The organism is Citrobacter telavivensis (genome assembly GCA_009363175.1).
GTDB lineage: Bacteria > Pseudomonadota > Gammaproteobacteria > Enterobacterales > Enterobacteriaceae > Citrobacter_A > Citrobacter_A telavivensis.
On the sequence record CP045205.1, the window covers coordinates 1865503 to 1885561 of the forward strand.

Here is a 20059-nt window from a genome sequence, read left to right on the forward strand (position 1 = left end):
CTTTTAGGGATGAATATGAAAATTATCGCCAAGGCCTTGTTTCTTTGTTTTTTCCTTTCAGGATGTGGAACTACTGCATATCAAAAATCTAGTGATTTTTCCTCAGCTTATACTTTGCAACAAAAAAGAGATGTTTTGATAAAATGGCTTCCATCTTATAATGGGATGCAAAAAAACTTCCCCAAAATACGTAACGAATTGATTGAGAGCGTAGGTGAAGATAATGCGTTTTTAAATGGTCTTGTATTGGAGTGTTATAATAATAGAAATGATGAGTGCGTATACCATTATTACATTAATGCCATAGATGAATACAATGACAAAAAATGCGAAGAAAATCCATCTTGCCTTAAAGAAAGAAATCTTAATGAAGCGATAAACAAGCTAAATAGCACTTATTATCTCGTAATGGCTAGGAATCAATACCATCAATCAGAATTTGATCTAATTATAAGAGAACTATGTAAGTCTGCCGGAATAGGCCAGAGAGGTGGGATATCACTCATGCAGATTGAAAATGACGTAAACCAAGCATCAGGCCTATCCCCTGAAGTAAGAGGGCAGTTCAGAGATATAGCAATGGAATGTTGGAAATTAAGTTCATATGGTATTAACGATGGAACTACTAAAATAAAAAATATCTACTAACGAAACAAGATAAACGACTATTCAGTAGCAGTCAATATGCCCCGCTTCGGCGGGGTTTTTTATTGCCAAAAATCCCGGAGGAAAAATGGCACTATCTCTTTTAGCCGCTAACAATGCCCAGACAGTGCTTGCGGCCGGAATTAGCTCAACGGCAACATCTCTTACCGTAAACGCTGGAACGGGAACGCTTTTCCCATCCCCGGTAGCAGGATCCAGCTTCTTTAAACTGACGATTATTGATGCCGCCACAGGTACTCTCACTGAGATTATTCATGTTACTGCCCGAAATGGTGATGTCTTTACTATTCAGCGTGGGCAGGAAGGAACTGTCCCACGAGCGTGGTCAGCAAATGACATTGTTGCAAACATGATGACGGCCGGAACGCTGTCCTACATCCTTGGGAACTTCCAGCCGCTGGATCCTACATTGACGGCGTTAGCCGCGTTAGTGGGCGTTGCGAATAAATTACCGTATTTCAATGGGAATGATACTGCAGCTTTGACCGACCTCACTCAGGTAGGCCGAGATATTATCGGTAAAAGCACTATTGCCGACATTCTCACATACCTTGGTTTGGGAACAGCGGCAACGAAGGACGTAGGAACAGGTGAAAATCAAATCCCGGACATGTCCAGCTTTGGTTCTGGTTCAGGATGGAGCCAATTACCAAACGGGAAATTATTGCAGTGGGGGACTTACACTGGCTCTGCAACAACAGGGACCATAAATTTTCCGGTTCCTTTCCCCATTTCAGTAGGGCGAGTAATTATGTCTCTATCAGGGACCAGTGCTGATGCGGGATCTATTGCCTACGTTCTCCAGGACGATAACTCGTTATCAAAAACATCGTTTTTCTTTCGTCGTGCCGGTGCGCAGGTGCGATTTAACTGGTTCTGCATAGGTGAATAAAATGAATAAATATAAATGGTCAGCAAAATATAACGCGTTTTTCCCGATTGAAATGCTCCCTGCCTATCAATCGTCATGGGATGATCTTAGTGATTTAATTGATATTGATGATACTGTTGTGGCTGAATTTATCGGGAAGCCGCCTGAAGGTAAAGTGCGGGGTATTGTTGATAACATGCCAGCATGGGTAAGCACACCTCCACCCACTAAAGTTGAGTTGATCGCAGATGCTGATGCCGAAAAGCAGTACCTGATTGCTAAGGCTAATATCTACATGAACAGCAAGCAGTGGCCTGGTAAAGCCGCGATCGGACGCCTGAAAGTCGACGAAATGACACAATACAATTTGTGGTTAGATTATCTTGATGCGCTGGAAGCGGTTGATACGACTACTGCCCACGATATTACCTGGCCTGATATTCCCGACTGATGAAATACCGCCGCTCGTCATATGCAAGAACTTGCGGCGGCAGGCTGGCGTTCGTTCGATAGTGCGGGTATTGAATGATTGTCAGCCGGGGCGGATTCTACATATTCAATATGACATAACAATGTAGTTAATCTGAAACCAGCCACATGTCAGATTCTTCAAACATTTCTTCCAGCATGCGGTTCAGCCGTTCTTTCTCAGTTTTGGTGCAGTCGCTGTTTAAAGCATTAGCCTGCATTGGCTTCACCTTCACCTCAGCATCGGGAAAAATCCGGTGCACCCGCTTTGTCAGTTCTGCCAGAATGATGTTACTTGCTCCTGGCAACCCGGCAACGTTTCTCTTGTCATAAACCAGCTCAACAAACATTTTTACCTTCTCCCTTTACTGGTTGGATATACAGTATTTATACTGTGTTTTTATCCAGTGTCAATAGTAGAGGTAACTATGGGCTTTCCCTCTCCGGCAGCTGACTATGTCGAGCGCCACATATCGCTAGATGAGAAGTTTATTGAGCATCCAGCAGCTACATACTTCATGAGAGCAGGGCAGACATACTGGAGAGAAGGCATCATAAATGGTGCCTTGTTAGTGGTAGATAGCTCCTTGTTACCTTGCGATGGTTCTTTGCTCATCTGTAGGATAGATGGTGATTTAAAGATAAAACGCTTCCGCGTGCACCCAAGACCTCACCTGGTGAACTTGGAGAACGGTAAGCGCGAAGAGATACCAGACGCAGTGGGGGATTACAATGTGACTTCGCCAGTGTTTGGGGTGATCACTTACATCATCAACGATGCTCGCTCAGGTGAGTTTGATGATTGCCCGGTGATGTAACATAGTATGTTAATGAAGAGATCGTATGCTGACGATTTCGGCGCTACAGTGTAATATGCACGCCAGTCATTGATGGGGTAGTTACTGTGGAATGTCCACCGCTGTGTCCATCAAGAAAAAATTATCAGCATAGCGAGTTAAAAAATTCATATTTATGAAGAACATAAGAAATTTCTCCATCATTGCTCACATCGACCACGGTAAATCGACGCTGTCTGACCGTATTATCCAGATCTGCGGTGGCCTGTCTGACCGTGAAATGGAAGCGCAGGTTCTCGACTCGATGGATCTTGAGCGTGAGCGCGGTATTACTATCAAAGCGCAGAGCGTAACGCTCGATTTCAAATCCGCTGATGGTGAAACTTACCAGCTTAACTTCATTGACACCCCAGGCCACGTTGACTTCTCGTATGAAGTTTCCCGTTCGCTTGCTGCCTGCGAAGGCGCACTGCTGGTGGTGGATGCCGGACAGGGCGTAGAAGCGCAAACCCTGGCAAACTGCTACACCGCGATGGAAATGGATCTCGAAGTGGTGCCAGTCCTCAACAAAATTGACCTGCCAGCCGCCGATCCCGAGCGTGTCGCCGAAGAGATTGAAGATATCGTCGGTATTGATGCGACCGATGCCGTGCGCTGCTCGGCGAAAACCGGTGTGGGCGTGACCGACGTACTGGAACGTCTGGTGCGTGATATTCCGCCGCCGGAAGGCGATCCGGATGGCCCGTTACAGGCGCTGATCATCGACTCCTGGTTCGATAACTACCTCGGCGTTGTTTCGCTGGTGCGTATTAAAAACGGCACCCTGCGCAAAGGCGATAAAATTAAAGTGATGAGCACCGGTCAGACCTATAACGCGGACCGTCTGGGGATCTTCACGCCAAAACAGGTTGATCGTACCGAACTGAAATGCGGCGAGGTAGGCTGGCTGGTGTGCGCCATCAAAGACATTCTCGGCGCACCGGTTGGCGATACCCTGACGCAGGCGCGTAACCCGGCAGAAAAAGCGCTGCCAGGCTTCAAAAAGGTAAAACCGCAGGTTTACGCGGGTCTGTTCCCGGTCAGCTCTGATGACTACGAGAACTTCCGCGATGCGCTTGGCAAACTGAGCCTCAACGACGCCTCCCTGTTCTATGAACCAGAAAGTTCTACCGCGCTGGGCTTCGGCTTCCGCTGTGGCTTCCTCGGCCTGTTGCACATGGAGATCATTCAGGAACGTCTGGAACGTGAATACGATCTGGACCTGATCACCACCGCGCCGACCGTCGTGTATGAAGTCGAAACCACGGCGAAAGAGACAATCTACGTCGACAGTCCGTCCAAGCTGCCACCGTTGAACAACATCTACGAACTGCGCGAGCCGATTGCGGAATGTCATATGCTGCTGCCTCAGGCTTACCTCGGTAACGTCATTACCCTGTGCATTGAGAAACGCGGCGTGCAGACCAACATGGTCTACCACGGTAACCAGGTGGCGCTGACCTATGAAATTCCGATGGCTGAAGTGGTACTCGACTTCTTCGATCGTCTGAAATCCACCTCGCGCGGTTATGCATCACTGGATTACAACTTCAAACGCTTCCAGGCCTCCGACATGGTGCGTGTTGATGTCTTGATCAACAACGAACGTGTCGATGCGCTGGCGCTGATCACACACCGTGATAACTCGCAAAGTCGTGGTCGCGAACTGGTGGAGAAGATGAAAGAACTGATCCCACGCCAGCAGTTCGATATCGCGATTCAGGCAGCTATTGGTACGCACATTATTGCGCGTTCTACCGTGAAACAGTTGCGTAAAAACGTTCTGGCAAAATGCTATGGCGGTGATATCAGCCGTAAGAAAAAGCTGTTGCAGAAACAGAAAGAAGGTAAGAAGCGTATGAAGCAGATCGGTAACGTCGAACTGCCTCAGGAAGCGTTCCTCGCCATTCTGCATGTCGGCAAAGACAGCAAATAATCCTTAAGGAGTTGGCATGGCGAATATGTTTGCCCTGATTCTGGTGATTGCCACATTGGTCACGGGCATGTTGTGGTGCGTGGATAAATTTATCTTCGCGCCAAAACGTCGGGAGCGTCAGGCGGCAGCGCAGGCTGCTGCCGGAGATTCACTGGATAAAGCAACGCTGAAGAAAGTGTCGCCGAAGCCTGGCTGGCTGGAAACCGGTGCCTCGGTTTTTCCGGTGCTGGCTATCGTGCTGGTCGTGCGTTCGTTTATCTATGAACCTTTCCAGATCCCGTCGGGTTCGATGATGCCGACACTGTTGATCGGTGATTTTATCCTGGTGGAGAAATTCGCCTACGGTATTAAAGATCCGATTTACCAGAAAACGCTGATCGAAACGGGTCATCCACAACGTGGCGATATCGTGGTCTTTAAATACCCGGAAGATCCGCGTCTGGATTACATCAAGCGGGCAGTCGGTTTACCCGGCGATAAAGTAACCTATGATCCGGTCGCGAAAGAAGTGACTATTCAACCGGGTTGCCGTTCGGGCCAGGCGTGTGAAAACGCGTTACCTGTCACCTATAGCGACGTTCAGCCGAGCGATTTTGTGCAGACGTTTGCACGTCGTAACGGTGGAGAGGCCACCAGTGGTTTCTTCGAGATCCCTCTGAGCGAAACGAAAGAGAACGGTATTCGTCTGTCTGAGCGTAAAGAGACGCTGGGCGACGTGACGCACCGCATTCTGACCGTGCCGATTGCTCAGGATCAGGTGGGGATGTATTACCAGCAGTCTGGGCAGCCACTGGCGACCTGGATTGTGCCGCCGGGCCAGTATTTCATGATGGGTGACAACCGCGATAACAGCGCAGACAGCCGTTATTGGGGCTTTGTCCCTGAAGCGAATCTGGTTGGCAAAGCCACTGCTATCTGGATGAGTTTCGACAAACAAGAAGGCGAATGGCCTACTGGCGTTCGTTTAAGCCGCATTGGTGGTATTCACTAATTGCTGCGAATCGTTCACGTTGCCGTCATTATGACGGCAACGTGAATTATTTCTTCGATAAATCCGTCCAGGCTAACGACATCCCTTGTCGTTGTGTATAGAATATTCCCCCGAAGTTTCAGGTTGGCGCCTCCTGGTCGCCACGGCACACGAAACAGCGTTGGTCCCCTATATGAGCGACATAAGCTGCTTAGCGCGGCTGATAGAATGCTACGTATATCAGGTCTGTTTCGTGTGCTGAATTGTTGACGCATTTATTTATTGGTATCGCATGAACCCCATCGTAATTAATCGGCTTCAACGGAAGCTGGGCTACACTTTTACTCATCAGGAGCTGTTGCAGCAGGCATTAACCCACCGCAGTGCCAGCAGCAAACATAACGAGCGTTTAGAATTTCTTGGCGACTCAATTTTAAGTTTTGTGATTGCGAATGCGCTTTATCACCGCTTCCCGCGTGTGGACGAAGGTGATATGAGTCGTATGCGCGCGACGCTGGTGCGCGGTAATACGCTGGCTGAATTGGCCCGTGAGTTCGATCTGGGCGAGTGTTTGCGCTTAGGGCCGGGCGAACTGAAAAGCGGCGGATTCCGTCGCGAATCGATTCTGGCCGATACCGTCGAAGCGCTGATTGGCGGGGTCTTCCTCGACAGTGATATTCAGACCGTCGAAAAGCTGATCCTCAACTGGTATCAGACTCGTCTGGACGAAATCAGTCCAGGCGATAAGCAAAAAGATCCGAAAACGCGTTTGCAGGAATATTTGCAGGGCCGCCATCTGCCGCTGCCGTCATATCTGGTGGTGCAGGTGCGTGGTGAAGCGCACGATCAGGAATTTACTATCCACTGCCAGGTTAGCGGCCTGAGTGAACCGGTGGTTGGCACAGGTTCAAGCCGTCGCAAGGCGGAACAGGCTGCCGCCGAACAGGCGTTGAAAAAACTGGAGCTGGAATGAGCGACGAAAAAACTTACTGCGGATTTATTGCTATCGTTGGACGCCCGAACGTTGGCAAATCCACGCTGTTGAACAACCTGCTCGGGCAGAAGATTTCGATCACCTCCCGTAAAGCGCAGACCACGCGTCACCGCATTGTCGGGATCCATACCGAAGGGGCATGGCAGGCGATTTACGTCGATACCCCGGGCCTGCACATGGAAGAAAAACGCGCGATTAACCGTCTGATGAACAAAGCCGCCAGCAGCTCCATTGGTGATGTTGAACTGGTGATCTTTGTGGTGGAAGGCACTCGCTGGACACCGGACGACGAGATGGTGCTCAACAAACTGCGTGACGGTAAAGCGCCGGTGATTCTGGCCGTCAACAAAGTGGATAACGTGCAGGATAAAGCCGATCTGCTGCCGCACCTGCAGTTCCTGGCAAGTCAGATGGACTTCCTCGACATCGTGCCAATCTCTGCGGAAACCGGGATGAATGTCGACACCGTTGCGGGCATCGTGCGTAAGCATCTGCCGGAAGCGGAGCATCACTTCCCGGAAGATTACATCACCGATCGTTCACAGCGCTTTATGGCTTCTGAAATCATCCGTGAAAAGCTGATGCGTTTCCTGGGCGCTGAGCTGCCGTACTCGGTGACCGTGGAAATCGAACGTTTTGTGACTAACGAACGCGGCGGTTACGATATCAACGGGCTGATCCTCGTCGAGCGCGAAGGGCAGAAGAAGATGGTCATTGGCAACAAAGGGGCCAAAATCAAGACCATTGGTATTGAAGCGCGTAAAGACATGCAGGAAATGTTTGAAGCCCCGGTTCACCTTGAACTGTGGGTGAAAGTGAAATCCGGCTGGGCCGATGACGAACGCGCGCTGCGCAGTCTCGGTTACGTCGACGATCTCTAAACCTGCGCTCTGAACAGGCGACGAGCATGATGGAGGGCTGGCAGCGCGCATTTGTCCTGCATAGCCGTCCCTGGAGCGAAACCAGTCTGATGCTGGACGTCTTCACGGAAGAGTCGGGTCGCGTGCGCCTTGTTGCCAAAGGCGCTCGTTCTAAACGCTCTAATCTGAAGGGTGCACTCCAGCCTTTTACCCCCCTGTTAGTCCGCTTTGGTGGACGTGGCGAAGTCAAAACGCTGCGTAGCGCAGAAGCCGTTTCTCTGGCGCTTCCTCTGAGTGGTATCACCTTGTACAGCGGTCTGTACGTCAATGAGCTGCTCGCCCGCGTGCTGGAGCACGAGACCCGCTTTTCTGAACTCTTTTTCGATTACCTGCACTGCATACAGGCACTGGCGGGGGCAACGGGAACGCCGGAGCCTGTGCTGCGCCGTTTTGAACTGGCGTTGCTCGGTCATCTCGGTTATGGGGTCGATTTCCTGCACTGTGCGGGCAGCGGTGAGCCGGTGGATGACGCCATGACCTACCGCTACCGCGAGGAGAAAGGCTTTATCGCCAGTGTCGTGATCGACAACAGTACCTTTACCGGACGCCATCTGCGGGCGCTGGCAGAACGCGAATTTCCGGATATCGATACGCTGCGCGCGGCGAAACGCTTTACCCGCATAGCGCTGAAGCCGTATCTTGGTGGTAAGCCCTTAAAGAGCCGCGAATTATTCCGGCAGTTCATGCCGAAGCGAACATAAAATCACGAGGATTGTCATGGCTGAATTACTGTTAGGCGTCAACATTGACCACATTGCCACGTTACGTAATGCGCGCGGTACCGCGTATCCGGATCCGGTTCAGGCGGCATTCATTGCCGAGCAGGCGGGTGCTGATGGCATCACCGTCCATTTACGCGAAGATCGCCGCCACATTACCGACCGCGATGTCCGCATTCTGCGCCAGACGCTGGACACGCGTATGAATCTGGAAATGGCGGTGACGGAAGAGATGCTGGCGATTGCCGTTGAAACCAAACCGCATTTCTGTTGCCTGGTGCCGGAAAAGCGCCAGGAAGTGACCACTGAAGGCGGTCTGGACGTAGCCGGGCAGCGCGACAAAATGCGTGATGCCTGCAAACGTCTGGCTGACGCCGGGATCCTTGTCTCGTTGTTCATTGATGCGGATGACGTGCAAATCAAAGCGGCTGCAGATGTCGGCGCGCCATACATTGAAATTCATACCGGCTGCTACGCGGATGCGAAAACCGATGCAGAACAGGCGCAAGAGCTGGCGCGCATCGCGAAAGCCGCGACCTTCGCGGCGAGTCTGGGGCTGAAGGTCAATGCGGGGCACGGTCTGACCTATCACAACGTCAAAGCTATCGCCGCACTGCCGGAAATGCACGAGCTGAATATCGGCCATGCGATTATTGGTCGCGCGGTAATGAGCGGATTGCGTGAAGCCGTAGGGGAAATGAAGCGTCTGATGCTGGAAGCGCGCGGCTAATGGCCATTCTTGGATTAGGCACCGATATCGTGGAGATCGCTCGCATAGAAGCGGTGATCTCCCGCTCCGGTGATCGGCTTGCCAGACGGGTGCTCAGCGATAACGAATGGGCTATCTGGGAAACGCACCAGCAGCCGGTGCGTTTTCTGGCTAAACGCTTTGCCGTCAAAGAGGCCGCCGCGAAAGCCTTTGGTACCGGTATCCGCAATGGGCTGGCGTTTAATCAGTTTGAAGTGTTTAACGATGCGCTCGGTAAACCGCGCCTGCGGTTATGGGGAGAGGCGCTCGCGCTGGCGGAGAAACTGGGCGTTGCGCATATGCACGTGACGCTGGCCGATGAACGTCACTATGCCTGCGCCACGGTCATTATCGAAAGTTAGATTTTATCGGCGTGGTGCATCTGGACGAACTTGTCCCAGAGTTGTTCTTCCGTTTCGACATGTGCCGGATCTTTAAGGATCGTGTTGGGGATTGGGCACACCTTCTGGCAGGTGGGCGTGTCGTAATGACCGACGCACTCGGTGCACTTGTCGCTGTTAATCTCATAGATGCTGTCACCCATCGAAATCGCCTCATTCGGGCATTCGGGTTCGCACATATCGCAATTGATGCATTTTTTTGTGATTAACAGGGCCATCAGGAAACTCTCAAAACAACACAAACCGGGCGGGCATTATACGCGCATTCTTTGCTCAGACCAGTTTTTTTACCAGCGCCTCACTGTGGCGAATACGTCCCGGTGCGTGCTCCAGATCCTGCTGTACCAGCGCCATAAAAAGCAGGTCGGTGAGCATCATTTGCGCGTGGGTTGATGAGATAGCCGCACTGCGGGTGGCCTGTTCTTCCGCGATGGTATACAGACAGTGGCTGGCGCGCTGCTGGAGCGCATTGGGCGTGAACCCGGTGATCGCCAGGATCTGCCCCCCGACGCGCAGGGTTTCCTCTGCTGCCAGATTCAGTTCCCGACGTTCCCCGCTGTAGGAAATCGCCACCAGCAGAGAGTCTGGCGTCAGCGCCTGAACCGTGGCCAGCAGCGCATGCATATCGCGCTCAACAATGGCGTTCAGACCGATCTTCATCAGTTTCCAGGCAAAATTCTGCGCCACCAGGCCGGATGCGCCAATCCCGGTTAACACAATCCGGCGGGCGTTGCGCAGCATCGTTACGCTTTCGGTCAACTTCTCTTCGTCGTTGACATCCAGCGTGGCATGCATCGCCGCCACGTTCTCTTTGATCAGTTTTTCACCGACCAGACGCAGGGGATCGTCGCCGCGGATTTGGTTATGCACCGGCACGGAATGCGGGTTCGGGTTGCTGACCAGCGCTTCGCTGATCGCCAGTTTCAGCGCCGGGAACCCCTTATAGCCGAGCTTTTGCGCGAATTTCACCACGCTTGACTGGCTGACGCCCGCTTCGGCTGCCAACTGCTGTGAACTGAGGTGTCGGGCGGCATCGGGTTGGATCAGAAGATAGTCCGCGAGTTTTTTATCGCTTTGCGCAAACCCCGGGTAGCGCTGGCGGATGCGAATCAAACAGTTCATGGTCTCTCCTGGCGAAAACGTGATGGCGGCAACAAAATGAAATTTCACTCGCCTGTACGAATATTATATTCCATTATTGGTCGCTAATATGAATTAAAAATTCCTGAGGAGCAAACATGAATCTCGGTGCTTTAGTGTCAGAAACCCGTAATCCGCAAACAATGGACCTCGATGCGCTGTCGACGCTGGAGCTGGTTCACCGTTTTAATCAACAGGATACGCTGGTAGCGGAAGCAGTAAAAGCAACATTGCCCGATGTTGCGAGCGCCGTCGATGCAGCGGCTGAAGCGTTAAAATCCGGTGGCCGGATTATCTACATGGGTGCGGGGACCAGCGGCCGACTCGGCGTGCTGGATGCGTCTGAATGCCCACCCACGTTTGGCGTTCCTCACGGTCTGGTGGTGGGGCTGATTGCCGGTGGTCCGGGGGCCTTACTGAAAGCGGTTGAAGGGGCAGAAGACAATGCGCAGCTCGGTGAAGACGATCTGATTGCCCTGAACCTCGCGCCGCAGGATCTGGTGGTTGGACTGGCGGCCTCAGGGCGTACGCCGTATGTCATCGGCGGACTGAAATATGCCCGCAAAACGGGCTGTACCACGGTCGCTATCTCCTGTAATCCCGACTCTCCTATTGCCCGGGAAGCCGACATCGCGATTTCTCCTGTGGTAGGGCCGGAAGCATTGACAGGCTCAACGCGGTTGAAATCCGGCACCGCGCAAAAGCTGGTGCTCAATATGATCTCCACCGGGGCGATGGTGAAGTGTGGCAAGGTTTACCAGAACCTGATGGTGGATATGAAGGCCACCAATATCAAGCTGATGGACCGCGCATGCCGGATGGTGGTTGAAGCCACTGGCATTGCGCGTGCTGAGGCACAAACGTTGCTGAAGCAGACCGATTTTGATGTGAAACCGGCCATTCTCATGGCGCTCAGTGGCCTCAACGCCGATGCGGCGCGAGAAAAACTGGCCACCCATCAGGGATTTTTACGGGCTGCGTTAGCAGACTCATCGAGGTAACTATGGATAAGACGGCGACCCTTGCCAGCGACATTCTGCTGGGGATAGGCGGAGAACAAAACATTCTGCGTCTGGAAAATTGCATGACGCGCGTCAGGGTGGAGGTGAAGGACGATGCGGCGTTGGATATCCCGCGTCTGAAACAGCTACCCGGCGTCAGTGGCTACGTAAAGCAGGGGGCGCAGCATCAGCTTATCGTCGGGCCCGGCAAGGCGGCAAAGGTCGTTGATGCCATGCGTTCACTACTGACAGAAGGGGGAGAGCGCCCGGTCGGCGATGATATTGAGCGCACGAAATCGCAGGCGAAAGCGAAGTACAAAGCGCCCATGAGCGATGCGCTACGCAAACTGGCGAACGTTTTTATTCCCCTGATCCCGGCGTTTATCGCTTCCGGTTTAATCACCGGCATTATTAACATTCTCAAGCGCCCGGATATCGTCGGTGATTTCGCCACCCATTATCCCAATATGCTGGGGCTGATGGGGATCTTCGGCAGTGCGGTCTTTGCCATCATGAACATTCTGGTGGGGGTGAATACTGCCAAAGTCTTCGGCGGTTCGCTGGCGATGGGGGGCGTGATGGCGGGCATCCTGTCGAGTCCGCAACTGGCGCAAATTACCCTCTTTGGCGAAGCGTTGCAGCCAGGCCGCGGTGGGGTTATCGCCGTGCTGCTGGTGGTGGCGCTGATGTGCTGGATCGAGCGTAAGTTCCGCGAGATATTGCCTGGCTCGCTGGAGCTGATCCTCAATCCGCTGCTGACGACGATCATCACCGGCACTATTGCGATTGTGGCGCTGCAACCGCTGGGCGGCTGGATTTCAGAATCGATAGCCCAAGGCGCGTCCTGGGCTATCGATCGCGGCGGCTTGCTGGTGGGCGCGGTCCTGGCGGGAACATTCCTGCCGCTGGTGCTGACGGGGCTGCATCAGGGACTGGTGCCAATTCACGTCGAGCTGGTGCAGGCTCACGGCTACAACGCGCTCTTTCCCATTCTGGCGATGGCAGGCGTCGGGCAGGTGGGGGCGGCGATTGCCGTGCTGATGAAAACCCGTAACGCGCGGCTGAAAAAAGTGATTAAGGGGGCATTACCGGTAGGATTACTCGGGATTGGCGAACCGCTGATTTTTGGCGTCACGTTACCGCTGGGCAAGCCGTTCATGGGGGCCTGCCTGGGCGGCGCGGTAGGCGGGGCGCTGATCAGCTACTGGAAGGTCGCAACCGTTATCACCTTTGGCATTTCCGGATTGCCGCTGGCGTTAACGATTGTTGCCGGAAAAGTGATGTTCTATCTGTTAGGCTATTTAGTAGCAGTCATAGCCGGGTTTTTGTTTACCTGGCTGTTAGGATTCAACGATCCCGAGGAGTAAGGTTTGACCAATCACGCGCGTCGTGTCGTTTTTTTTGATTTGGATGGTACGTTACATCAGCAGGATATGTTCGGCAGTTTCCTGCGCTATCTGTTGCGTCGCCAGCCGCTGAATGCGCTGCTCGTGCTGCCGTTGTTGCCGGTGATCGTTGGCGCATTACTGATCAAAGGGCGCGCCGCGCGCTGGCCGATGAGTCTGTTGCTGTGGGGGTGTACCTTCGGTCATCGCGAGGCTCGTTTACAGGCCAGACATGCCGATTTTGTCCGCTGGTTTCGACAGAACGTCACGGCGTTTCCTCAGGTGCAGGAACGTCTGACCACCTATCTGCTCAGTTCTGATGCCGATATCTGGCTCATCACCGGTTCGCCGCAGTCGCTGGTGGAACAGGTCTACATTGATACGCCGTGGCTGCCGCGCGTGAATCTGATCGCCAGTCAGATGACGCGAGGATACGGCGGTTGGGTGCTGACCCTGCGCTGTCTGGGACACGAAAAAGTGGCTCAGCTTGAACGTAAGATCGGCACGCCGCTGCGCCTTTACAGCGGCTACAGCGACAGTAATCAGGACAACCCGCTGCTCTATTTTTGTCAGCACCGCTGGCGCGTTACGCCTCGTGGAGAACTCCAGCAACTGGAATAGTTGAAATCATAGTATAATGCGCCCGCTATGATTACCGGAGTACTCCCTTTGTCAGATGTTGAATTTAGCCACGAATACTGGATGCGTCACGCGTTAACGCTGGCGAAGCGCGCCTGGGATGAACGAGAAGTCCCGGTCGGTGCCGTATTGGTGCACAACAATCGCGTGATTGGCGAGGGGTGGAACCGCCCGATTGGCCATCACGATCCCACCGCGCACGCAGAGATCATGGCGCTGCGCCAGGGCGGCCTGGTCCAGCAAAACTATCGTCTGATTGATGCGACGCTGTACGTGACCCTTGAACCGTGCGTCATGTGCGCGGGTGCGATGGTGCACAGTCGCATTCGTCACGTGGTATTCGGCGCGCGTGATGCAAAAACCGGTGCAGCCGGTTCGCTGATGGATGTCCTTCATCATCCGGGAATGAATCATCGCGTTGAGGTCACTGAGGGGATACTGCGTGAGGAGTGTGCGACGCTGCTCAGCGATTTCTTCCGCATGCGCCGTCAGGAGATCAAAGCGTTGAAGAAAGCCGCAGGTCAGTAACCATTGCGGCTCTGTTTACTTCTTCTCTTCTTTCTTCTGCGGTAAACGCAGCAGTGATGGAGAGTGCGTCAGATAGCCAGATGACGATTGTGACAGGAAGGCGACGAGCGGTCGTCGCTGTTTGCCAAAATCTGTCGGCGAGACGACCGGATACTCCTCAGCCAGTTTCATCTCTTCTGCCAGCTGCTTTTCTTTCTCCTGCAAATAGCCCAGCAGGCTTATCTGATACTTACGGATGTTCTCAACATAGGCGTAGGCTTCATGTCCGCGCGCATAGCCATAGGTCAGCTTGCTGTAATACTGTTTTTGACTGAGCATGGGCAGGCGCTGTTTGACGTCCGCCCAACTGTCCGGATTGCCCTTCGTCTTGGCCGTCAGCGCCCGCGCATCAAGCATATGCGCATAACCCATGTTGTAGGCCGCCAGCGCAAACCAGATGCGCTCGTTTTCCGGCACGGTGTCCGGCACTTTACTCATCATGTCCTGTAAATAGCGCGCCCCACCGCTGATGCTCTGCTCAGGATCGGTCCTGTCGGTCAGACCCAGACTTTGCGCGGTGTTCTTAGTGAGCATCATCATGCCGCGCACGCCGGTGGGCGATGTGGCCTGCGGATCCCAGTGTGATTCCTGCCAGGCAATCGCGGCAAGCAGCTGCCAGTCAATCTCCTGGGCGTATTTCTCAAACAGCGGTTTCAGGTCGGGGAGCATGGCGTCAACCGCGCGCAGAAAGGTGCGGGTATCGACATAGTCAAAATCATCGCCGTGCCCCAGATACTTTTCTTCGAGACGTGCCAGTGAGCCGTCTTCATTCATGCCGTTGAAGAAATCGAGCAGGGCGGCAGATAGCGAGTTGTCATTATCCAGCGGGCTAAACCAGGTCACCGGCTGTTCGTCGGTGACGTCCAGCGCAACGGCAAGTTCGGGGTGGACGCGCTGGTAAAGGCTGATGGCGACAGAGTCGGCGATGGTGTAATCCAGTTGACCGGCAATCACCGCATCAAGCAGTTCAGTTGAGCCTTTTTTCTCGTCGATCCGCCAGCTCAGTTCAGGGTATTTTGTCTGTTTCAGGGTTTGCAGATCGTTCGCCACCACATGTCCTGGGGTGATGGTGAGCTGACTTTCCGTCACGCTGCCCAACGAGCGGGGACGATACTGGCCCACTTTGTAGACCAGTTGCTGGGATACTGAATAGTAGGTTGGCCCCGGCTGATAGTTTTTCACCCGTTCGCTGTTGTAGACCAGCCCGGCCGCCAGCAGGTCGGCGTTGCCATTATCGAGGTCGTCAAACAACTGGCTGATGTTCTGGCGTACGGTAATCTTCAGCTTTACGCCCAGATAGCTGGCGAACTGCTGCGCCAGCTCATAATCGAGCCCGTACGGCTTACCGTTAAGTTTTGACCAGGTGAGCGGCGACTCAATGGTGCTCACGCGCAACTCTCCCCGCGACTGGATCGCGGCGATACGATTATCAGCTTTACCGAACCAGGGGATTGAGGGCCAGAGGGCCGCCGCCAGCAACAGCGTCAGTATGCCGATGAACAGATAATTAATCTTTAATTTTTTCAATTAGTTAATTCTCTGAACCGTGCGTTGCCTCAGGATGGGAAAAGAAATAGAAAGACCAGGATTATTCATCAATGAGCGGCATTTTGCTTAAACTTGCGCCAGTTGGCAACTAATTAGCGCTATCGATAGCATCGTATGACAACAATGCGGGGTGATTTTATTTCGACGCAAACGGTTTCGTCTGCGGCTCAGATTCTTTATAATGACGCCCGTTTCCCCACTTGGGCACACCGAAAGCTTAGAAGACGAGAGACTTATGATGGAAATTCTGCGTGGTTCGCCTGCACTGTCCGCATTCCGTATTAACAAACTGCTGGCACGTTTTCAGGCTGCCAACCTCCAGGTAAGCAATATTTACGCCGAGTACGTCCATTTCGCTGACCTGAACGCCCCGTTGAACGAGGATGAGCACGCGCAGCTTGCCCGTCTGCTGAAATACGGCCCTAGCCTGAGCAGCCACACCCCGGAAGGGAAACTGCTGCTGGTGACGCCTCGTCCTGGCACCATCTCCCCCTGGTCTTCCAAAGCGACGGACATCGCCCATAACTGCGGTCTGCAACAGATTGACCGTCTGGAACGCGGCGTCGCTTATTATGTTGAGGCCTCCACGCTGACCGCTGAACAGTGGCAGCAGGTTGCCGCTGAACTACACGATCGAATGATGGAGACGGTGTTCTCTTCATTAACCGACGCTGAAAAACTGTTTGCCCACCATCAGCCTGCGCCGGTTGCAAGCGTTGACCTGCTGGGTGAAGGCCGTCAGGCGTTGATTGACGCTAACCTGCGTCTCGGTCTGGCGCTGGCGGATGACGAAATTGATTATCTGCAAGACGCGTTTACCCGACTGCGGCGCAACCCGAACGATATTGAACTCTACATGTTTGCGCAGGCGAACTCTGAGCACTGCCGTCACAAGATTTTCAACGCTGACTGGGTTATTGATGGCAAGCAACAGCCGAAGTCGCTGTTCAAGATGATCAAAAACACCTTTGAGACCACCCCGGATCACGTGCTTTCCGCTTATAAAGACAACGCGGCGGTGATGGAAGGGTCTGAAGTGGGTCGTTACTTTGCCGACCACGCGACCGGACGCTACGACTTTCACCAGGAGCCGGCGCATATCCTGATGAAGGTGGAAACCCATAACCACCCGACGGCGATCTCCCCGTGGCCGGGGGCGGCGACCGGTTCCGGCGGCGAAATTCGTGATGAAGGGGCTACCGGACGCGGCGCGAAGCCAAAAGCGGGTCTGGTCGGTTTCTCGGTCTCTAACCTGCGTATTCCGGGTTTTGAGCAGCCGTGGGAAGAAGACTTCGGCAAGCCGGAGCGCATTGTGACCGCGCTGGATATCATGACCGAAGGCCCGCTGGGCGGCGCGGCGTTTAACAACGAATTTGGTCGTCCGGCGCTCAACGGCTATTTCCGGACTTACGAAGAAAAAGTGAACAGCCACAATGGCGAAGAGCTGCGCGGTTATCATAAGCCGATCATGCTGGCGGGTGGGATCGGTAATATCCGCGCCGATCACGTGCAGAAAGGCGAAATAGTCGTTGGGGCGAAGCTGATTGTCCTCGGCGGCCCGGCGATGAACATCGGCCTGGGCGGCGGCGCGGCGTCCTCCATGGCGTCCGGCCAGTCTGACGCGGATCTCGATTTTGCCTCCGTCCAGCGTGATAACCCGGAGATGGAACGCCGCTGTCAGGAGGTTATCGACCGCTGCTGGCAGTTGGGCGACGCCAACCCGATCCTGTTTATCCACGACGTCGGCGCGGGCGGTCTGTCGAACGCCATGCCTGAACTGGTCAGCGACGGCGGACGCGGCGGTAAATTTGAACTGCGTGACATCCTCAGCGATGAACCAGGAATGAGCCCGCTGGAGATCTGGTGCAACGAGTCCCAGGAACGTTATGTGCTGGCCGTTGCTGCGGATCAACTGCCGTTATTTGACGAGCTGTGCAAGCGCGAGCGCGCGCCGTATGCGGTGATTGGCGAGGCGACCGAAGAGCTGCATCTGTCGTTAAACGACCGTCACTTCGACAATCAGCCTATCGACCTGCCGCTTGACGTACTGCTTGGCAAAACGCCGAAGATGACCCGCGACGTCCAGACGCTGAAGGCGAAAGGTGAGGCGCTGAACCGCGCGGACATCACCATCGCGGATGCCGTAAAACGCGTTCTGCATCTGCCGACGGTGGCGGAAAAAACCTTCCTGGTGACCATTGGCGACCGTACCGTGACCGGGATGGTATCCCGCGATCAGATGGTCGGTCCGTGGCAGGTGCCGGTGGCTAACTGCGCGGTGACCACCGCCAGCCTCGACAGCTACTACGGCGAAGCGATGTCGATCGGTGAACGTGCGCCGGTAGCACTGCTCGACTTCTCCGCCTCTGCCCGTCTGGCGGTCGGCGAGGCGCTGACCAACATTGCGGCAACGCAGATTGGCGATATCAAACGTATTAAGCTTTCCGCCAACTGGATGGCCGCAGCCGGTCACCCGGGGGAAGATGCGGGTCTGTATGAAGCGGTGAAAGCGGTCGGTGAAGAACTCTGCCCGGCGCTGGGTCTGACCATTCCGGTGGGCAAAGACTCCATGTCAATGAAAACCCGCTGGCAGGAAGGCAACGAACAGCGCGAAATGACCTCGCCGCTGTCGCTGGTGATTTCCGCTTTTGCCCGCGTGGAAGATGTACGCCATACCATCACCCCGCAGCTTTCGACCGAAGACAACGCGCTGCTGCTGATCGACCTGGGTCGTGGCCATAATGCGCTGGGTGCCACAGCGCTGGCGCAGGTCTACCGTCAGCTTGGCGATACACCGGCAGACGTGCGCGATGTCGCGCAACTGAAAGGCTTCTACGACGCAATGCAGGCGCTGGTGGCGCAACGTAAACTGCTGGCCTATCACGACCGCTCCGACGGCGGCCTGCTGGTTCTGCTTGCAGAAATGGCCTTTACCGGTCACTGTGGTATTCAGGCGGATATCGCGACCCTGGGTGACGATCGTCTGGCGGCGCTGTTTAACGAAGAACTGGGCGCGGTTATTCAGGTTCGCACAGCGGATCGCGAGGCGGTGGAAGCGCTGCTGGCACAACACGGTCTGGGCGATTGCGTCCATTACCTGGGGCAGGCCGTCGAGGGCGACCGTTTTGTTATCGAAGCCAACGGTCAGGTCGTCTTCAGCGAAAGCCGCACCACACTGCGAATCTGGTGGGCAGAAACCACCTGGCAGATGCAGCGTCTGCGTGATAACCCGGAGTGTGCCGATCAGGAGCACGACGCCAAAACCAACGATGCCGATCCGGGCCTCAGCGTGGAGCTGACGTTTGATATCAATGAAGATATCGCCGCGCCTTACATTGCGACCGGTGCTCGTCCGAAAGTGGCGGTGCTGCGTGAGCAGGGGGTGAACTCCCACGTAGAAATGGCCGCGGCGTTCCAGCGTGCCGGTTTTGACGCGATTGACGTACACATGAGCGATCTGCTCGGTGGCCGTACCGGTCTGGGTAACTTCCAGGCGCTGGTGGCCTGCGGCGGTTTCTCTTATGGTGACGTGCTGGGCGCGGGTGAGGGCTGGGCGAAATCTATTCTGTTCAACAACCGCGTGCGCGATGAGTTTGAAACCTTCTTCCATCGTCCACAAACGCTGGCGCTGGGGGTGTGCAACGGCTGCCAGATGATGTCGAACTTGCGCGAGCTGATCCCTGGCAGCGACCTGTGGCCGCGTTTTGTGCGTAACCATTCGGATCGCTTTGAAGCCCGTTTCAGCCTGGTCGAAGTGACTCAAAGCCCGTCTCTGCTGTTGCAGGGAATGGTCGGGTCAATGATGCCTATCGCCGTCTCGCACGGGGAAGGGCGTGTTGAAGTTCGCGACGCTGCTCATCTGGCGGCACTGGAAAGCAAAGGCCTGGTCGCGCTGCGCTTCGTCGATAACTTCGGCAACGTCACGGAAACTTACCCGGCTAACCCGAACGGTTCGCCAAACGGCATTACCGCGGTGACCACCGAAAATGGTCGCGTGACCATCATGATGCCGCACCCGGAACGCGTGTTCCGTACCGTCAGTAACTCATGGCACCCGGAAAACTGGGGTGAAGACGGTCCGTGGATGCGTATCTTCCGCAATGCGCGCAAGCAGTTGGGGTAAGGTACTCGTCATGATCAAAGCCCGGTGGACGTTACCGGGCTTTTTTTATGGCAGGCGCAGGTGCAGGTTATTTTTTGACTTCCTGTACGTACAATAATTCCCCCGCGTAAGCCCGTCACGGTCAGTC

General features: G+C 54.4%; 19 protein-coding genes and 1 pseudogene. 16 read left to right on the top strand and 4 right to left on the bottom strand.

Annotated features, from left to right (window positions below; all coding sequences use genetic code 11):
* Positions 1–15: 15 nt before the first annotated feature.
* The 3 genes and pseudogenes from GBC03_11155 to GBC03_11165 all read left to right on the top strand — a co-directional run bounded on the left by GBC03_11155 (position 16) and on the right by GBC03_11165 (position 1988).
* Complete coding sequence (locus GBC03_11155; GenBank protein ID QFS70720.1) at positions 16–648, top strand: hypothetical protein; 633 nt, start codon at positions 16–18, stop codon at positions 646–648.
* A gap of 403 nt (positions 649–1051) precedes the next feature.
* A pseudogene (locus GBC03_11160) lies at positions 1052–1282 on the top strand (phage tail protein).
* Positions 1283–1559: 277 nt separating this feature from the next.
* Positions 1560–1988 carry a tail fiber assembly protein gene (locus GBC03_11165; protein ID QFS70721.1) on the top strand — a complete coding sequence of 143 codons (429 nt, stop codon included), beginning with the start codon at positions 1560–1562 and terminating at the stop codon, positions 1986–1988.
* A gap of 127 nt (positions 1989–2115) precedes the next feature.
* Here GBC03_11165 and GBC03_11170 read toward each other — a convergent pair whose 3' ends face one another.
* A complete protein-coding gene (locus GBC03_11170) occupies positions 2116–2355 on the bottom strand; it encodes a DinI-like family protein (GenBank protein QFS70722.1) in 240 nt (79 codons plus the stop codon).
* Positions 2356–2433: 78 nt separating this feature from the next.
* Here GBC03_11170 and GBC03_11175 point away from each other — a divergent pair, with 78 nt between their 5' ends.
* The 8 genes from GBC03_11175 to GBC03_11210 all read left to right on the top strand — a co-directional run bounded on the left by GBC03_11175 (position 2434) and on the right by GBC03_11210 (position 9490).
* The gene (locus tag GBC03_11175; GenBank protein QFS70723.1) at positions 2434–2823 is read left to right on the top strand and encodes a LexA family transcriptional regulator; all 390 of its coding nucleotides are present in this window, start codon (positions 2434–2436) and stop codon (positions 2821–2823) included.
* Positions 2824–2977: 154 nt separating this feature from the next.
* Positions 2978–4777, top strand: a complete 1800-nt coding sequence (gene lepA / locus GBC03_11180; protein QFS70724.1) for an elongation factor 4 — start codon at positions 2978–2980, stop codon at positions 4775–4777.
* 16 nt (positions 4778–4793) lie between these two features.
* Positions 4794–5768: a signal peptidase I gene (gene lepB, locus GBC03_11185; GenBank protein ID QFS70725.1), complete on the top strand. Its 975-nt coding sequence runs from the start codon at positions 4794–4796 to the stop codon at positions 5766–5768.
* Positions 5769–6039: 271 nt separating this feature from the next.
* Positions 6040–6720, top strand: coding sequence for a ribonuclease III (locus tag GBC03_11190; protein QFS70726.1), 681 nt, complete (start codon positions 6040–6042; stop codon positions 6718–6720).
* A complete protein-coding gene (era, locus tag GBC03_11195; protein QFS70727.1) occupies positions 6717–7622 on the top strand; it encodes a GTPase Era in 906 nt (301 codons plus the stop codon). Before GBC03_11190 ends, era begins: the two co-directional genes overlap by 4 nt.
* A 29-nt stretch (positions 7623–7651) precedes the next feature.
* Complete coding sequence (gene recO, locus GBC03_11200; protein QFS73979.1) at positions 7652–8362, top strand: DNA repair protein RecO; 711 nt, start codon at positions 7652–7654, stop codon at positions 8360–8362.
* Between the two features lie 16 nt (positions 8363–8378).
* A complete protein-coding gene (gene pdxJ / locus GBC03_11205) occupies positions 8379–9110 on the top strand; it encodes a pyridoxine 5'-phosphate synthase (protein ID QFS70728.1) in 732 nt (243 codons plus the stop codon).
* On the top strand, positions 9110–9490 hold the full coding sequence (locus GBC03_11210; GenBank protein ID QFS70729.1) for a holo-ACP synthase: 381 nt from the start codon (positions 9110–9112) through the stop codon (positions 9488–9490). Before pdxJ ends, GBC03_11210 begins: the two co-directional genes overlap by 1 nt.
* Here GBC03_11210 and GBC03_11215 read toward each other — a convergent pair.
* Positions 9487–9747: a YfhL family 4Fe-4S dicluster ferredoxin gene (locus tag GBC03_11215; protein QFS70730.1), complete on the bottom strand. Its 261-nt coding sequence runs from the start codon at positions 9745–9747 to the stop codon at positions 9487–9489. The two genes, GBC03_11210 and GBC03_11215, sit on opposite strands and share 4 nt — an antisense overlap.
* Positions 9748–9802: 55 nt before the next feature.
* On the bottom strand, positions 9803–10651 hold the full coding sequence (locus tag GBC03_11220; GenBank protein ID QFS70731.1) for a MurR/RpiR family transcriptional regulator: 849 nt from the start codon (positions 10649–10651) through the stop codon (positions 9803–9805).
* 116 nt (positions 10652–10767) lie between these two features.
* On the opposite strand from GBC03_11220, the gene murQ reads away from it, so the two are divergent.
* From murQ to tadA, 4 genes are read left to right on the top strand one after another with little or no spacing between them, the layout of a single operon-like run.
* The gene (gene murQ / locus GBC03_11225; protein ID QFS70732.1) at positions 10768–11670 is read left to right on the top strand and encodes an N-acetylmuramic acid 6-phosphate etherase; all 903 of its coding nucleotides are present in this window, start codon (positions 10768–10770) and stop codon (positions 11668–11670) included.
* A 2-nt stretch (positions 11671–11672) separates the two neighbouring features.
* Complete coding sequence (locus GBC03_11230; protein QFS70733.1) at positions 11673–13037, top strand: PTS sugar transporter subunit IIC; 1365 nt, start codon at positions 11673–11675, stop codon at positions 13035–13037.
* A gap of 3 nt (positions 13038–13040) precedes the next feature.
* Positions 13041–13676: a phosphatidylglycerophosphatase C gene (gene yfhb, locus GBC03_11235; GenBank protein ID QFS70734.1), complete on the top strand. Its 636-nt coding sequence runs from the start codon at positions 13041–13043 to the stop codon at positions 13674–13676.
* Between the two features lie 27 nt (positions 13677–13703).
* Positions 13704–14222 (top strand): tRNA adenosine(34) deaminase TadA, encoded by a 519-nt coding sequence (gene tadA / locus GBC03_11240; GenBank protein QFS70735.1) that lies wholly within the window; start codon positions 13704–13706, stop codon positions 14220–14222.
* Between the two features lie 15 nt (positions 14223–14237).
* Here the strand turns inward: tadA and mltF are convergent, their stop codons facing one another.
* Positions 14238–15788 carry a membrane-bound lytic murein transglycosylase MltF gene (mltF, locus tag GBC03_11245; protein QFS70736.1) on the bottom strand — a complete coding sequence of 517 codons (1551 nt, stop codon included), beginning with the start codon at positions 15786–15788 and terminating at the stop codon, positions 14238–14240.
* A 256-nt stretch (positions 15789–16044) separates the two neighbouring features.
* Between mltF and purL the strand changes: the two genes are divergently transcribed.
* Positions 16045–19932 (top strand): phosphoribosylformylglycinamidine synthase, encoded by a 3888-nt coding sequence (gene purL / locus GBC03_11250; protein QFS70737.1) that lies wholly within the window; start codon positions 16045–16047, stop codon positions 19930–19932.
* Positions 19933–20059 lie beyond the last annotated feature (127 nt).

What these genes read in the sequence shown, in the direction of transcription:
- GBC03_11155 (QFS70720.1), top strand. Translation starts at nt 16, where the DNA reads ATGAAAATTATCGCCAAGGCCTTGTTTCTTTGTTTTTTCCTTTCAGGA.
- GBC03_11165 (QFS70721.1), top strand. Translation starts at nt 1,560, where the DNA reads ATGAATAAATATAAATGGTCAGCAAAATATAACGCGTTTTTCCCGATT.
- GBC03_11170 (QFS70722.1), bottom strand. Translation starts at nt 2,355, where the DNA reads ATGTTTGTTGAGCTGGTTTATGACAAGAGAAACGTTGCCGGGTTGCCA.
- GBC03_11175 (QFS70723.1), top strand. Translation starts at nt 2,434, where the DNA reads ATGGGCTTTCCCTCTCCGGCAGCTGACTATGTCGAGCGCCACATATCG.
- lepA (QFS70724.1), top strand. Translation starts at nt 2,978, where the DNA reads ATGAAGAACATAAGAAATTTCTCCATCATTGCTCACATCGACCACGGT.
- lepB (QFS70725.1), top strand. Translation starts at nt 4,794, where the DNA reads ATGGCGAATATGTTTGCCCTGATTCTGGTGATTGCCACATTGGTCACG.
- GBC03_11190 (QFS70726.1), top strand. Translation starts at nt 6,040, where the DNA reads ATGAACCCCATCGTAATTAATCGGCTTCAACGGAAGCTGGGCTACACT.
- era (QFS70727.1), top strand. Translation starts at nt 6,717, where the DNA reads ATGAGCGACGAAAAAACTTACTGCGGATTTATTGCTATCGTTGGACGC.
- recO (QFS73979.1), top strand. Translation starts at nt 7,652, where the DNA reads ATGGAGGGCTGGCAGCGCGCATTTGTCCTGCATAGCCGTCCCTGGAGC.
- pdxJ (QFS70728.1), top strand. Translation starts at nt 8,379, where the DNA reads ATGGCTGAATTACTGTTAGGCGTCAACATTGACCACATTGCCACGTTA.
- GBC03_11210 (QFS70729.1), top strand. Translation starts at nt 9,110, where the DNA reads ATGGCCATTCTTGGATTAGGCACCGATATCGTGGAGATCGCTCGCATA.
- GBC03_11215 (QFS70730.1), bottom strand. Translation starts at nt 9,747, where the DNA reads ATGGCCCTGTTAATCACAAAAAAATGCATCAATTGCGATATGTGCGAA.
- GBC03_11220 (QFS70731.1), bottom strand. Translation starts at nt 10,651, where the DNA reads ATGAACTGTTTGATTCGCATCCGCCAGCGCTACCCGGGGTTTGCGCAA.
- murQ (QFS70732.1), top strand. Translation starts at nt 10,768, where the DNA reads ATGAATCTCGGTGCTTTAGTGTCAGAAACCCGTAATCCGCAAACAATG.
- GBC03_11230 (QFS70733.1), top strand. Translation starts at nt 11,673, where the DNA reads ATGGATAAGACGGCGACCCTTGCCAGCGACATTCTGCTGGGGATAGGC.
- tadA (QFS70735.1), top strand. Translation starts at nt 13,704, where the DNA reads ATGATTACCGGAGTACTCCCTTTGTCAGATGTTGAATTTAGCCACGAA.
- purL (QFS70737.1), top strand. Translation starts at nt 16,045, where the DNA reads ATGATGGAAATTCTGCGTGGTTCGCCTGCACTGTCCGCATTCCGTATT.